The following is a 13,597-nucleotide window of genomic DNA, read 5'->3' as shown; positions in this document are numbered from 1 at the left end:
GGCGGCTGTGCGGCCGGAACCGGACGACCGGGTAGGGTCTGACGCCGTGCCCGGCAATCCACGTCCACGTACCGTGACCGGAGTCCGGCTCGGTGATCTTGCCGTCCGACTCGCCGTCGACCTTCCGGCGGACGCCGCCGCGGTGGTCGTCACCGGGGCTACCCACGCCAGCGGGGAGGTCCGCCCCGGCGACCTGTACGCGGCGCTGCCCGGTGCCCGCCGGCACGGCGCTGAGTTCGTCGCCAACGCGGTCCAGGCGGGTGCGGTGGCAGTGCTGACCGACCCGGCTGGTGCGCAGTTGGCCGCCGCGGGCGGCCTGCCGGTCCTGGTGGTGCCCGACCCGCGCGCCGTGCTCGGCGAGTTGTCCTCCGCCGTGTACGGCGACCCGACCGCCGACCTCACCGTCATCGGGATCACCGGCACCGCCGGAAAGACCTCCACCGCGTACCTGGTCGAGTCGGGGCTGCGGGCCGCCGGCCACACCACCGGGCTGATCGGCACGGTGGAGACCCGGCTCGGTGACCTGGTGATCGACAGCGTGCGCACCACCCCGGAGGCGACCGACCTGCACGCCATGCTGGCCACCGCCCGCGAGCGGGGGGTCACCGCGGTCGTCATGGAGGTCTCCAGCCACGCGCTGGCCATGGGCCGGGTGGGCGGTGTCCGGTTCACCGTCGGCGGCTACACCAACTTCGGCTCCGACCACCTGGACTTCCACGCCGACAGCGACGACTACTTCGCCGCGAAGGCCCAGCTCTTCGACGGCCGCTGCGCGGTCGAGGTGCTCAACCTCGACGACCCGGCCCTCAAGCCGCTGTACAAGCCGGCCACCGTCACCTACTCGGCAGCCGGTGACCAGGGCGCGACCTGGTGGGCCGACGGCGTGAGCGGCGAGGGGTACGCCCAGCGGTTCACCGCGCACGGCCCGGACGGCGTGGTCGTGTCCGCCGGGGTGGCGTTGCCCGGGCGACACAACGTGGCCAACGCGCTGCTGGCCATCGCCGCGCTGGTTGCCGCAGGGGTGGACCCGACGACCGCGGCGGCGGGCGTGGCCGCCTGCGGTGGTGTGCCAGGTCGGCTGGAGTTGGTCGACGTCGCCGCGCCGGTGCGCGGGGTGGTCGACTACGCGCACAAGTCGGACGCGATCGTGGCCGCGCTGGCCGCGCTGCGTGAGCTGAGCGCCGGTCGGCTGATCTGCGTGATCGGCGCCGGCGGGGACCGGGACCGGGGCAAGCGGCCGGTGATGGGCGCCGCCGCGGCGGAGGGAGCCGACGTGGTCCTGGTGACCGACGACAACCCGCGTACCGAGGACCCGGCGGAGATCCGCGCCGAGGTGCTCGCCGGGGCGTACCGGGCCGCCACGGCCGCCCGGATCGTGGAGGTGGCGGGCCGCCGCGCCGCGATCGACGAGGCGGTACGGCTGGCCGAGCCGGGCGACGTCATCGCGCTGCTCGGCAAGGGCCACGAGCGGGGCCAGGAGGTGGCCGGGGAGGTGTTCCCGTTCGACGACAGCGTCGAACTGGCCGCCGCGCTGCGGGCCCGCTTCGGGGACCTGGCGGGTCAGCGATGATCGCGCTGAGCCTGGCCGAGGTGGCCGCCGCGGTCGACGGGCGGCTCGTCGCCGCCGACCCGGTCGTCACCGTCACCGGCAGCGTCGAGTTCGACTCGCGCAAGGTGGGGCCCGGGTCGCTCTTCGTGGCCTTCCCCGGCGAGAAGGTGGACGGGCACGACTACGCGGCGACGGCGATCCAGGCCGGCGCGGTGGCGGTGCTGGGCAGCCGCGAGGTGCCCGGGGTGCCGATGGTGCTCGTCGACGACGCTCTCACCGCGATGGGCCGGTTGGCCCGCGCCGCGGTGGACCGGCTCCCCGACCTGACCGTGATCGGTGTGACCGGCTCCTCCGGCAAGACCACCACGAAGGACCTGATCGGTCAGCTCACCGCCCGGCTCGGGGCCACCGTGGCGCCGCCCGGCTCGTTCAACAACGAGTTGGGGCACCCGTACACCGCCCTGCAGGCCGGTCCGGACACGCGCTACCTGGTGATGGAGAAGGGCGCGCGCGGGATCGGGCACGTGCGGTACCTGTGCGAGCTGGTGCCACCCCGGATCTCCGTGGTGCTCAACGTCGGCACCTCGCACATCGGCGAGTTCGGCTCGCAGGACAACATCGCCCTGGCCAAGGGTGAGCTGGTCGAGGCCCTACCGGTGGACGGGCTGGCCGTGCTGAACGCCGACGACCCCCGGGTGGCCGCGATGGCGAGCCGCACCGGGGCCCGGGTGGTCCGCTACGGCGAGGCGCCGGAGGCCGACGTACGCGCCGAGGACGTGACGCTGGACGAGCGGGGGCACCCGTCGTACACCCTGGTCACCCCGGAGGGGCGCGCGTCGGTGCGGCTCGGGCTGACCGGCCGTCACCAGGTCGGTAACACACTCGCCGCGGCGGCTGTCGCCCGCGAACTGGGCATGCCGCTCGCCGAGCTGGCCGGGGCGCTCGGTGAGCTGGGGCTGGTCTCGACCCGGCGGATGGACGTGTTCGACCGCCCCGACGGGGTGACCGTCATCGACGACTCGTACAACGCCAACCCGGCCTCGATGGCGGTGGCGGTGCGGGCGCTGGCCAGCATCGGCCAGGGGCGGCGTACCGTCGCGGTGCTCGGATACATGGCCGAGCTTGGCCCGTTCGAGCGGGAGGGCCACGCCGAGGTCGGCCAACTCGCGGCCGAGCTGGGTGTCGACCGGCTGCTCGTGGTGGGCGAGCCGGCCGCGCCGATCCACGAAGGCGCGACAGCGGTAGCGAACTGGGGAGGAGAGTCGGTGCTGCTCACCGATCAGGCAGCGGCCGTCGAGGTGCTGCGGGGCGAGCTACGACCGGGTGACGTCGTCCTGGTCAAGGGCTCCCGGTACCGGACCTGGGAGGTGGCCGACGCCCTGCGCGCCGGCGCCGGTGGGGAGTCCACCCGATGAGGGCGGTCATCGTCGCCATCGGGGTGGCCTTCCTCGTGTCGCTGTTCTGTACGCCGATCGCGATCAAGGTGTTCACCCGGCTCAAGGCCGGTCAGCCGATCCGCACCGACGGCCCGGCCATGCACCAGGGCAAGAAGGGCACGCCCACCATGGGTGGCGTCGTCTTCATCCTGGCCACGGTGATCGCGTACGTGGCCGGGCACCTCGCTCTGACCACCCTGCCGGACCAGCAGATCGCCCAGGTGGAGCCGACCATCACGGCGTTGGTGCTGCTGGGCCTGATGGTCTTCTCCGGCGCGGTGGGTTTCCTCGACGACTTCCTCAAGGTGCGCAAGCGCAACAGCGCCGGGCTGAACAAGCGCGGCAAGTTGCTCGGCCAGATCCTGGTCGGCGCGGTGTTCGGGGTGATCGCCCTGTGGTTCCCGAGCACGATGACCGACGCGACGGGCAAGGCGACCAACACCGAGACGGTGGGCAGCACCACGCTGAGTTTCATCCGGGACATCGACTTCCTGGAGGTCAGCAAGGTCGGTGCGGTGATCATCTTCATCTTCGTGGTGATGGCCGCGACGAACGGCGTCAACCTCACCGACGGCCTGGACGGTCTGGCCACCGGCGCGTCGGTGATGGTGCTCGCCGCGTACGCGTTGATCGCGTTCTGGCAGTACCGGCACTGGTGCGCCGATCCGAGCTACAGCCAGCCGTACTGCTACGAGGTCCGCGACCCGTTGGAGATCGCGCTGATAGCCGGGGCGGCGGCCGGGGCCTGCGTGGGCTTCCTCTGGTGGAACACGTCCCCGGCGCGGATCTTCATGGGCGACACCGGGGCGTTGGGGCTGGGCGGCCTGATCGCCGGCATGGCGATGTCCACCCGCACCATCCTGCTGCTGCCGATCATCGGCGGGCTCTTCGTGATCATCACGATGTCCGTGGTGATCCAGATCATCTCCTTCAAGACCACCGGTAAACGGGTGTTCCGGATGTCGCCCCTGCAACACCACTTCGAGTTGGCCGGTTGGAGCGAGGTCAACATCGTGGTGCGCTTCTGGATCATCGCCGGGATCGGTGTGGCGATCGCCCTGGGCCTGTTCTACAGCGAGTTCCTCGCCAACATGACCTGACCGGCCCGGTCCCCGCTGTCCGGCGCCTCGCCCAAGATCCGCGCAACATCGGCGACGTTGCTGTCTCGGCGTGCTTCGAGGCAGCAATCTCCCCGATGTTGTGCGGATCTTCGCGGTCCGACACGCCGGGGGTCTCGTTGTGGGCTCGCCGGGCGTGGCTAGCGGTGATGATGTCGGGGTGGGGGAGGAACCAGGCACCGACGACAGGACAGCCGGCCGGCCGCGACGGTCACCGGGCGCGGCGCGCACCGTGGAGGCCGGCGCGCCGCCGGACGACGCCCGTGGCCCGGAACCGGGCGGGGCCGCACGGGCGGCGGAACCACCACCGCCCGTACCGCTGCGAGGGCTGGACGGGGCCGCCGGGCTCGCCGCGCTGCGCGGCCTGCTGGACCGGCCGCTGGCCTCCTACTACCTGCTGCTGTCCTGCGCCGGCCTGCTGCTGCTGATCGGGCTGACCATGGTCTTCTCGGCGACCAGCGTGAAGGACTACGCCGAGGACGGCAACGCCTCGGCCTCGGTGACCAAGCAGGCGATCTTCGCGGTGATCGGCATCGGCGCGTTCTGGGTCTGCCAGCGCCTGCCCGCCAGCACCTACCGGTCGCTGGGCCGACCGCTGCTGTTCACCTCGATCGGGCTACTGCTGCTGCTCAATCTGCTGCTCGCCTACGCCCGGCTGACCGACCAGGAATCCGCCCGGATCGGCCCGATCGAGGCGCGGCTGCTCTGGCTGTTCATCGGCGGCATCCAGGTACAGCCCTCCGAGCTGGCCAAATTCGCGCTGGTGTTGTGGGGCGCCCACCTGATCGCCCGCAAGGGCGCTGCGCTGGGCTGGTGGCGGGAGTTGGCCACCCCGCTCTTTCCGGTGATGGGCCTGCTCTTCGTCCTGGTCGGCTACAACGACGTGGGCACGATGCTCTGCCTGCTGGCCCTGGTGGTCGGCCTGCTCTGGGCCGCCGGCGTACGGATGCGGGTCTTCGGCGTGCTGACCGTGGTCGGTCTGCTCGGCGTCGGCCTGCTCATCGCGGTGGCCTCGCTGGGCGCCGGCTCCGGCGAGCAGGGCGCGGACAACTACCGCTTCGCCCGGCTGGCCATGTTCTTCGATCCGCCGGACCCGGAGACCTGCAAGCTCGGCGACTGCCTCCAGTTCTACCAGGGCCGACTGGCCATCGAGCACGGCGGCTGGTTCGGCGTCGGGCTGGGCAAGGGCAGCCTGAAGTGGGACTGGCTGCCCGAGGCGCACAACGACTTCATCTTCGCGATCATCGCGGAGGAGTTGGGTGTGATCGGCTGCGCGGTGGTGCTCAGCCTGTTCGCGGTCCTCGCGTACACCGGGTTGCGGATCGCCCGCCGGGTCGACGACCCGTTCCGCCGGCTCGCCGCCGCCGCCGTGACCACCTGGCTGGTCAGCCAGGCCGTGATCAACATCGGTGGGGTGGTCGGGCTGCTGCCGATCACCGGCCTGCCGCTGCCGTTCATCTCCGACGGCGGAAGCGCCCTGGTCGTGACGTTGGCGGGCATCGGCATGCTGGCGTCCTTCGCCCGCGCCGAACCCGATGCGGCCAGAGCACTGCATGCCCGTCCGCCGGCCCGGTGGGTCCGACTACTCTGGGCCCCGTTGCCGCCGCTTCCCGGCCGGCGCCGCCGACCGGCGACGCCACCGGCGGCCCGAGGGCAAGTGCCCCGGTCGCGGGAGCGGCGGAAAGACGACCAGGCCGCACCGCGCGGTGTCCGGCAGGGCCGGAGCCGTCAGGGTACGGCGAGCGAGAGGAGACGCTGATGGGTCCGCTGCGTTCGGTGGTGCTCGCGGGAGGTGGCACCGGGGGGCACGTCTACCCGCTGCTCGCCTTCGCCGACTGCCTGCGCCGACACGACCCGGGCGTCCGGATCACCTGCCTCGGCACACCACGCGGCATGGAGAACGACCTGATCCCGCCGCAGGGCTACGACCTGCGGCCGATCCCGGCGTACCAACTGCCCCGGTCGGTCAACATGAACCTGGTCCGTACCCCGGGCCGGATGTGGACCGCGGCCCGCGCCGCGGGCAAGGTGATCGACGAGGTACGCGCCGACGTCGTCGTCGGCTTCGGCGGGTACGTCTCGGTGCCGGCCTACCTGGCCGCCTGGCGCCGGGAGATGCCCATGGTGATCCACGAGGTGAACGTGCCGCCGGGCGTGGCCAACCGACTCGGCATGAAGTTCACCAAGAACGTCGCGGTCGGTTTCCCGCACCAGCCGAGCCAGGCCGAGTCACTGCGCGACGCCACCGTCGTCGGGGTGCCGCTGCGCCGCAGCATCGCCGCGCTGGACCGGTTCGCGCTGCGCAACGCCGCCCGCGCCCACTTCGGGCTCCGCCCGGACCTGCCGGTGCTCTTCGTCTCCGGTGGTTCGTCGGGCGCCCGTTCGATCAACCTGGCGGTGTCCGGGGCGGCCAAGGAGTTGGCCCGCAACGGGGTGCAGGTGCTGCACGTGATGGGCGCCCGCAACGAGCCGGTGCCGATCCCCACCGACCTGCCGGTGCCGTACGTGACCCTGCCGTACCTGTCCGAGATGGAGCTGGGCTACGCCGCCGCCGACCTGATGCTGGCCCGCGGCGGCGCGATGACCGTCGCCGAGGTCGCCGCGATCGGGCTGCCGACGATCTACGTGCCGTACCCGCACAGCAACCAGGAGCAGCGGCGCAACGCCCTGCCCGTGGTGGAGGCCGGCGGCGGGCTCCTGGTCGACGACGCGGAACTCACCCCGGACTGGCTGGAGCGCACCGTCATCCCCCTCATCCGCGACCCGCAGCGGTTGTCCGCGATGGGCGCTGCCGCGGCGGCGTACGGGCGACGTGACGGCGACGAGGCGCTGCGGTCCTTCGTGCTCCAGGCGGTGGCCCGATGACCGCGCAGTTCACCCCGGCCGGCACGCTCACCGCCGAGGACCTGGGCGCCGTCCACCTGATCGGTGTCGGCGGGGTGGGCATGCTCGGAGTGGCCCGGCTGCTGCTCACCCGAGGCATCCGGGTCTCCGGCAGCGACCTGCGGGAGTGGCCCTCGCTCGCGGGTCTGCGGGCGCTCGGCGGCACCATCTACCTCAGCCACGAGGCGACCAACCTCGACGGGGTCGACACCGTCGTCTACTCCTCGGCCATCCCACAGGACCACCTGGAACTGGTCGAGGCGCGTCGGCGCGGCCTGCGGGTGCTGCACCGCTCCGAGGCCCTCGCCGCGGCGATGACCGGCCGCCGGGCGATCGCGGTGGCCGGTACGCACGGCAAGACCACCACCACGTCGATGGTGACCATGGTGTTGCAGCAGGCCGGGGTCGACCCGTCCTTCGTGATCGGCGGTGAGATCTCCGAGGTCGGCTCGGGCGCCCACCACGGCACCGGCGAGCACTTCGTGGTCGAGGCGGACGAGAGCGACCGCTCGTTCCTCATCTACCGCCCGTACGTCTCGATCATCACCAACGTCGAGCCGGACCACCTGAACACCTACGGCGACTACGCGACGCTGGAGGCGGCGTTCGTGGAGTTCGCCCGCCTCACCGACCCGGACGGGTTCATCATCACCTGCGCCGACGACCCGGGCGGTCGGCGGCTGGCCGACAGCCTGCGCGCCGAGGGACGGCGGGTCTTCACCTACGGCGAGGCGGCCGACGCCGACCTGCGGTTGACCGAGATCTCGTCGTCGGCACGCGGGGTGCGCTACCTGGCCGCCATCGACGGCCGGTCGCTGGGCGAGTTCCGGCTGCCGGTGCCGGGGCGGCACATGGGGCTGAACAGCGCCTCCGCGGTGCTGGCCACGTACCTGCTGGAGTTGCCGCTGGAGGCGGCGGAGGCCGCACTGGCGGTCTTTCCCGGGGTACGGCGGCGCTTCGAGCGCAAGGGTGTCGCGGACGGCGTGCTGGTCTACGACGAGTACGCCTACCACCCGACGTCGATGACGTTGGCGTTGCAGACGCTGCGCGAGGTGGCCGGGGACGGGCGGTTGATCGTCGTCTTCCAGCCGTACCGGCTGTACCGCACCCGCGACAACCAGGCGGAGATCGCGCAGGCACTGGCCATCGCCGACGAGGTGGTGCTGTTGGAGGTCTTCGGGCCGGGCGAGTTGCGCCAGCCCGGCGAGGGCTCGGCGGCACTGATCTCGGCGGTGGACCTGCCCGCCGACCGCAAGGTCTTCGTCGACTCGTGGGAGGCGGCGCCGGTCGAGGTGGCCCGCCGGGCCCGCCCGGGGGACGTGGTGGTGACCATGGGCGCCCCGCCGATCTCGCTGATGGGCGACGAACTGCTGGCCGCCCTGGGGGAGCGGGCAGCCGGCTCCGCGCCGACCGCGAAGGTCGACCCGGTGGCCACCGCGCCGGTGCTCGGTGAACCGGTGCCGGGTGGGGCCACGGCCGGCGGTGACGGTGCGGCCCTCGGTGGCACCACCGCACCTGGCGGCACGGCTTCCACGGCCGGATGAGTCCCGGCCCGGCCCGAGGGCGGACCAGCGCCGGCGACGGCGGCGTTCCGCGTCGCGGTCCGGCCCGGCGTTGGCAGCTGGTCCGGGCCAGTCGGGACGCGGTTCCGCCCTCGACCCGCCGGTTCATGGCCCGGGCCCGGCAGCGTCGCATGCGTGCCGCGCTGCCCTGGGCGGTGGCCGCCGGCGTGCTCGCGCTGGCCGGGCTGGTCGCGTGGACGGTGCTCGGCACCGGCCTGTTCGGTGTCCGGGAGGTACGGGTGGAGGGTGCCGACCTGGTGACCCCGGTGCAGGTGCACGATGCGGTCGCGGTGCCGGACGGGGTGCCGCTGGCCCGGGTGGATCTGTCCGCCGCTGCTCGTCGCGTCGGCGGACTGGCCCCGGTGGAGCGGGCCACCGTGTCCCGGGACTGGCCCGGCACGCTCGTGGTGCGGGTGACCGAGCGGACTCCGGTGGCGGCGGTGCCGCAGGGGCCGGGGTTCGCCCTGATCGACCGCCACGGGGTGGCGTTCCGGACGGTGGACCGACGACCTGCCGAGTTGCCCCAGGTGACGGTGGCCCGACCGGCCGCCGACGACCCGGGCACCCGGGCCGGGCTGGAGGTGCTCGTCGCGCTGACCCCGCAGCTGCGTGCCGAGGTGGTGGACGTGAACGTGGAGGGACTGGCCCGCATCACCCTGCGACTGCGGGGGGACCGGACAGTGGTCTGGGGCGACACGACGCGGGGTACGGACAAGGCCCGGGTGGCCACCGCGTTGCTCGACGAGGACACCGACCGGATCGACGTGAGCGCGCCGGACGTGGTGACCTTCCGTTGAGCTGGGGAGCGTGTGGCGTCGTGACCCGTTGCGCTCCGCTCGGCGACACGCCGAGCGGGTCCTTGGCTCATGGCGTGGTGGCGCTTACGTTGCCCCGAAGAGGTTCAGTGGTTGACATAACTGTAAGCCTCTAGTAGAGGGTGAGGGTTCACCCCTGATCCTCGCTGGTGACAGCTGTCGTCGGCCGCTGGTCTGGCCACGCCGTACCCGGTCGGCCGAAGCCAATCTCGAAGGAAAGGACCGGAGATGACACCTCCGCACAACTACCTGGCGGTCATCAAGGTCGTCGGCATCGGGGGCGGCGGCGTCAACGCCGTCAACCGGATGATCGAGGTTGGGCTCAAGGGCGTCGAGTTCATCGCGATCAACACCGATGCGCAGGCGCTGCTGATGAGCGACGCCGACGTGAAGCTCGACGTCGGCCGGGAGTTGACCCGTGGCCTGGGGGCCGGGGCCAACCCGGACGTCGGCAAGAACGCCGCCGAGGACCACCGCGACGAGATCGAGGAGGTGCTCAAGGGCGCCGACATGGTCTTCGTGACCTGCGGCGAGGGTGGCGGCACCGGCACCGGCGGTGCGCCCGTGGTGGCGAACATCGCCCGCAAGCTCGGCGCGCTGACCATCGGTGTGGTGACCCGCCCGTTCTCCTTCGAGGGTAAGCGGCGTCAGGTGCAGGCCGAGTCGGGGATAGACGAACTCCGCAACCAGTGCGACACGCTGATCGTGATCCCGAACGACCGGCTGCTGGCGCTGGGCGACCGCAACATCAGCATGATGGATGCGTTCCGCACCGCCGACCAGGTGCTGCTCTCCGGTGTGCAGGGCATCACCGACCTGATCACCACCCCGGGTCTGATCAACCTGGACTTCGCCGACGTCAAGAGCGTGATGAGCGGCGCCGGCAGCGCGTTGATGGGCATCGGCAGCGCCCGCGGTGAGAATCGCGCCGTCGAGGCGGCCGAGGCGGCCATCTCCAGCCCTCTGCTGGAGCAGAGCATGGACGGCGCGCGCGGCGTTCTGCTCTCCATCGCCGGTGGCTCCGACCTCGGCCTGTTCGAGATCAACGACGCCGCCCAGTTGGTCACCGACGCGGCCCACCCGGACGCCAACATCATCTTCGGTGCGGTCATCGACGACGCGCTCGGTGACGAGGTGCGGGTGACGGTCATCGCGGCGGGCTTCGACGGCGGCACGCCCGCGTACAAGGCGGCCGAGCCGACCCGCAAGACCAACACCAACCAGCCGGCGCCGCAGAGCACTCCGGTGCCGGCGCCGGCGACCAATCCGGCTCCGGCCCAGTCGCCGCGCCGAGTGCTCTTCGACGACGTGGACGTTCCCGACTTCCTCAAGAACGGGTCCTGAACGCCGCCGATGACCGACAGTTCAGCCACGGCGCGGCCGGAACGGCACGCCGAGATCGCCGCCGGCCTGACTCGGGTGCGGTCCCGGATCGCCGACGCCTGCGCGCAGGCCGGCCGGGACCGGGCCGAGGTCACGATGATCGCGGTGACGAAGACCTACCCGGCCAGCGACGTGTTGGCGCTGGCCGGGCTCGGGGTGACCGACATGGGGGAGAACCGCGACCAGGAGGCGGCCGGTAAGGCCGCCGAGGTGGCGGCGGCCGGGGTGCGTCCCCGTTGGCACTTCATCGGCCAGTTGCAGCGCAACAAGGCCCGCTCGGTGGTCCGCTACGCCGACGTGGTGCAGTCCGTCGACAGTGTCCGGCTGGCCCGGGCGCTGGCCACCGCGGCGGCCGACCGGGAGTTGCCGCTCGACGTCCTGGTCCAGGTGAGCATCGACGGCGACGCGGCCCGGGGCGGGGCGCTGCCCGGGTCGGCCGATCCGGGTGCCGGGCTGGAACCGGTGGCCGAGGCGGTGGCCGACGCGCCCGGGCTGCGTCTGGTCGGTCTGATGGCGGTCGCTCCGCTGGGTTGGGAACCGGAGCGGGCCTTCGCCCGTCTCGCCGAGGTCACCGACGTGTTTCGGGGGGTCCATCCGGGAGCGACCGAGCTGTCGGCGGGAATGAGCGGAGATTTCGACATCGCGATCCGATATGGCGCGACACTTGTCCGAGTCGGTAGCGCGTTGCTCGGAATGCGTTCCACGCTGCGGTAGCCTGACCGCGAGACATGCAAATTACATCAGTGTTGTTTCAGGGACGGCGTCTCCTGGTCGGGGGTCTTGGCGCGCGACGCGAATCGCGCGCCGGGGGATTGCCGTCTCGGTCCGATGGGCATGGTTGTCCACTCGCGACGGGCGACATGGCACGGGGGCGCGTGCCGCACGGCGGACGGAAGGGCGCGGGATGGGTGCACTGCGCAAGGCGGGGGTCTGGCTCGGTCTGGTCGAAGAAGACGACGAGCGGGCCTACGACGACGGTGGCTACGACAAGGGTGGCTACCGCGAGTCGCGGTACCGGCAGAGCCGGTACGCCGAGGAGTTCGCCGACGAGGACGAGGACGACACCGAGGAGCCACCTGTTCCCCGGTCACGGGCCGGTGAGCGAGGGCGGCTCTCCGAGCGCACGAGTGGGCGGTTGAGCGAGTCCGAGCGTGGCGACGCTGAGCGTCCGGAGCGGATCGAGCGGTCCAGCGTCCGGTCGATCACCCGGTCGTCGGCTGGTGAGACCTCCGGCGCGCTGACCTACCACACGCGTGACAACCTGGCGCTCGCGCCGCAGGTCACGGCCCGTGAGCGGGCGTTGCCCGAGGAGGAGCAGCGTTACCAGATCACGACGCTGCATCCGACCACCTACCGCGAGGCGCGCACGATCGGTGAGCACTTCCGTGACGGTGTTCCGGTGATCATCAATCTCACCGAGATGGATGAGGCCGATGCCCGCCGTCTGGTGGACTTCGCCGCCGGGCTGGCGTTCGGCCTGCGCGGTACGATCGAGCGCGTGACCAATCGGGTGTTCCTGCTCTCACCGGCCAATGTCCAGGTCACCGCTGAGGACAAGGCCAAGATCGCTGAGGGCGGTTTTTTCAGCCTGAGTTGACCCCGCCCGACCCGAGGGACGTCGCTGACCGTGTTGTCGATCTTACTGCAAGTGCTGTACCTGATCCTTTATGTCTTCCTGCTCCTTCTCTTGGCCCGGTTCGTGTTGAGCGCCGTCCTGCAGTACGGCCGGCGCTGGCAACCGGGCCGCGGCGCATCGGCAGGATTGGAATCCGTGTGGAGCGTCACTGATCCCCCTCTCAACGCGTTGAGGCGTGTGATCCCTCCGCTGCGAATTGGTACCGTGAGCATCGACCTGGCCTCCCTTGTGCTCCTGGTTATCCTGTTCGTGCTGATGGAGTTCGTGTTAGGGCCGTCGATCAGGGCATCTGCCTGATGACCGACGCGCTTTCGCGGCCGCAACTGACCCGAGGAGTTTCGATGCCGCTGACCCCGGCCGACGTCCACAACGTCGCCTTCAAAAAGCCGCCGATCGGCAAGCGGGGGTATGACGAGGAGGAGGTCGACGCCTTCCTTGACGAGGTCGAGCGCGAGCTCGCCCGTCTCATCGAGGAGAACAACGAGCTGCGCGCCCAGGTGGAGCGCGGCGGCCGTGGCGGCGCCCCCGCAGGCCCCGGCGGCGACGCCCGACTGGCGGCGGAGCTCAACGACGTCAAGGCCCAACTGGACCGGGTGCAGCGCGACAAGTCGGCGGCCGAGCAGGCTGCCCGCGCGATGCAGGCCGAGCTGGAGCAGGTCCGCACGACCGGCGGCCCCGCGGGGGTCACCGGTGACGGCGAGCAGCAGGCCCTGCGCGTGCTGATGATGGCTCAGCGCACCGCCGACGACCACGTGTCCGACGCTCGCCGCGAGGCCGACAGCCTGCTGTCCGAGGCTCGTAGCAAGGCCGAGGAGGTGACCCGGGAGGCGCGCGCGAAGGCTGACGCACTCGAGCGGGACGCCCGTCAGCGGCACCAGGAGGCCATGGGCGGCCTGGACGCGAAGCGCACGGCCCTGCAGAAGCACATCGAGGAGCTCAAGCAGTTCGAGCGTGAGTACCGCACCCGGCTCAAGGCGTACCTGGAGAGCCAGCTGCGGGACCTCGACGGTCGCGGCCAGGGCCTCGAGGCCGAGATGACCCGCTCCGAGGCGGGCCGGGTCGCCGGCGGCAACGGGCTGGCCGCTGCGGGCCTCGCCGGTTCTTACGGCGGCGGCGGGCGCTCCGGCGCCCTCGAAGCCGGACGCTGAGCACCGGCCGGCGATCGCTCTCCGACAATGGTGACGGTCGCCGGCCCAGCCTGGGCGGTACGACGCG

At 71.8% G+C, this 13,597-nt stretch carries 12 protein-coding genes; all 12 read left to right on the top strand.

Features of this window, described 5'->3' with window-relative positions:
- Window positions 1-7: 7 nt before the first annotated feature.
- The 12 genes from O7614_RS24390 to O7614_RS24335 all read left to right on the top strand — a co-directional run bounded on the left by O7614_RS24390 (window position 8) and on the right by O7614_RS24335 (window position 13,530).
- A complete protein-coding gene (locus O7614_RS24390; RefSeq protein WP_278140786.1) occupies window positions 8-1,570 on the top strand; it encodes a UDP-N-acetylmuramoyl-L-alanyl-D-glutamate--2,6-diaminopimelate ligase in 1,563 nt (520 codons plus the stop codon).
- A complete protein-coding gene (murF, locus tag O7614_RS24385; RefSeq protein ID WP_278140785.1) occupies window positions 1,567-2,964 on the top strand; it encodes a UDP-N-acetylmuramoyl-tripeptide--D-alanyl-D-alanine ligase in 1,398 nt (465 codons plus the stop codon). Before O7614_RS24390 ends, murF begins: the two co-directional genes overlap by 4 nt.
- A complete protein-coding gene (gene mraY, locus O7614_RS24380; RefSeq protein ID WP_278140784.1) occupies window positions 2,961-4,085 on the top strand; it encodes a phospho-N-acetylmuramoyl-pentapeptide-transferase in 1,125 nt (374 codons plus the stop codon). The genes murF and mraY overlap by 4 nt, the downstream gene beginning before the upstream one ends.
- A gap of 346 nt (window positions 4,086-4,431) precedes the next feature.
- On the top strand, window positions 4,432-5,862 hold the full coding sequence (locus O7614_RS24375; protein ID WP_278142361.1) for a putative peptidoglycan glycosyltransferase FtsW: 1,431 nt from the start codon (window positions 4,432-4,434) through the stop codon (window positions 5,860-5,862).
- Window positions 5,862-6,968: an undecaprenyldiphospho-muramoylpentapeptide beta-N-acetylglucosaminyltransferase gene (gene murG, locus O7614_RS24370; protein ID WP_278140783.1), complete on the top strand. Its 1,107-nt coding sequence runs from the start codon at window positions 5,862-5,864 to the stop codon at window positions 6,966-6,968. The genes O7614_RS24375 and murG overlap by 1 nt, the downstream gene beginning before the upstream one ends.
- Complete coding sequence (gene murC, locus O7614_RS24365; RefSeq protein WP_278140782.1) at window positions 6,965-8,530, top strand: UDP-N-acetylmuramate--L-alanine ligase; 1,566 nt, start codon at window positions 6,965-6,967, stop codon at window positions 8,528-8,530. The genes murG and murC overlap by 4 nt, the downstream gene beginning before the upstream one ends.
- The gene (locus tag O7614_RS24360; protein WP_278140781.1) at window positions 8,527-9,345 is read left to right on the top strand and encodes an FtsQ-type POTRA domain-containing protein; all 819 of its coding nucleotides are present in this window, start codon (window positions 8,527-8,529) and stop codon (window positions 9,343-9,345) included. Before murC ends, O7614_RS24360 begins: the two co-directional genes overlap by 4 nt.
- 246 nt (window positions 9,346-9,591) lie before the next feature.
- Window positions 9,592-10,707, top strand: coding sequence for a cell division protein FtsZ (gene ftsZ / locus O7614_RS24355; RefSeq protein WP_088988414.1), 1,116 nt, complete (start codon window positions 9,592-9,594; stop codon window positions 10,705-10,707).
- Between the two features lie 9 nt (window positions 10,708-10,716).
- Complete coding sequence (locus tag O7614_RS24350) at window positions 10,717-11,460, top strand: YggS family pyridoxal phosphate-dependent enzyme (protein ID WP_278140780.1); 744 nt, start codon at window positions 10,717-10,719, stop codon at window positions 11,458-11,460.
- 190 nt (window positions 11,461-11,650) lie between these two features.
- The gene (sepF, locus tag O7614_RS24345) at window positions 11,651-12,343 is read left to right on the top strand and encodes a cell division protein SepF (RefSeq protein ID WP_278140779.1); all 693 of its coding nucleotides are present in this window, start codon (window positions 11,651-11,653) and stop codon (window positions 12,341-12,343) included.
- Window positions 12,344-12,373: 30 nt separating this feature from the next.
- Window positions 12,374-12,679, top strand: coding sequence for a YggT family protein (locus O7614_RS24340; protein ID WP_278140778.1), 306 nt, complete (start codon window positions 12,374-12,376; stop codon window positions 12,677-12,679).
- Window positions 12,680-12,723: 44 nt separating this feature from the next.
- Window positions 12,724-13,530 (top strand): DivIVA domain-containing protein, encoded by an 807-nt coding sequence (locus O7614_RS24335; RefSeq protein WP_088988417.1) that lies wholly within the window; start codon window positions 12,724-12,726, stop codon window positions 13,528-13,530.
- Window positions 13,531-13,597: the final 67 nt, after the last annotated feature.

Source organism: Micromonospora sp. WMMD961, from assembly GCF_029626145.1.
Taxonomy (GTDB): domain Bacteria; phylum Actinomycetota; class Actinomycetes; order Mycobacteriales; family Micromonosporaceae; genus Micromonospora.
This window is presented reverse-complemented; position numbering and strand designations above follow the sequence as displayed.

Coding starts and splice junctions, on each gene's coding strand:
- murF (WP_278140785.1), top strand. CDS start 1,567: ATGATCGCGCTGAGCCTGGCCGAGGTGGCCGCCGCGGTCGACGGGCGG.
- mraY (WP_278140784.1), top strand. CDS start 2,961: ATGAGGGCGGTCATCGTCGCCATCGGGGTGGCCTTCCTCGTGTCGCTG.
- murG (WP_278140783.1), top strand. CDS start 5,862: ATGGGTCCGCTGCGTTCGGTGGTGCTCGCGGGAGGTGGCACCGGGGGG.
- murC (WP_278140782.1), top strand. CDS start 6,965: ATGACCGCGCAGTTCACCCCGGCCGGCACGCTCACCGCCGAGGACCTG.
- O7614_RS24360 (WP_278140781.1), top strand. CDS start 8,527: ATGAGTCCCGGCCCGGCCCGAGGGCGGACCAGCGCCGGCGACGGCGGC.
- ftsZ (WP_088988414.1), top strand. CDS start 9,592: ATGACACCTCCGCACAACTACCTGGCGGTCATCAAGGTCGTCGGCATC.
- O7614_RS24350 (WP_278140780.1), top strand. CDS start 10,717: ATGACCGACAGTTCAGCCACGGCGCGGCCGGAACGGCACGCCGAGATC.
- sepF (WP_278140779.1), top strand. CDS start 11,651: ATGGGTGCACTGCGCAAGGCGGGGGTCTGGCTCGGTCTGGTCGAAGAA.
- O7614_RS24335 (WP_088988417.1), top strand. CDS start 12,724: ATGCCGCTGACCCCGGCCGACGTCCACAACGTCGCCTTCAAAAAGCCG.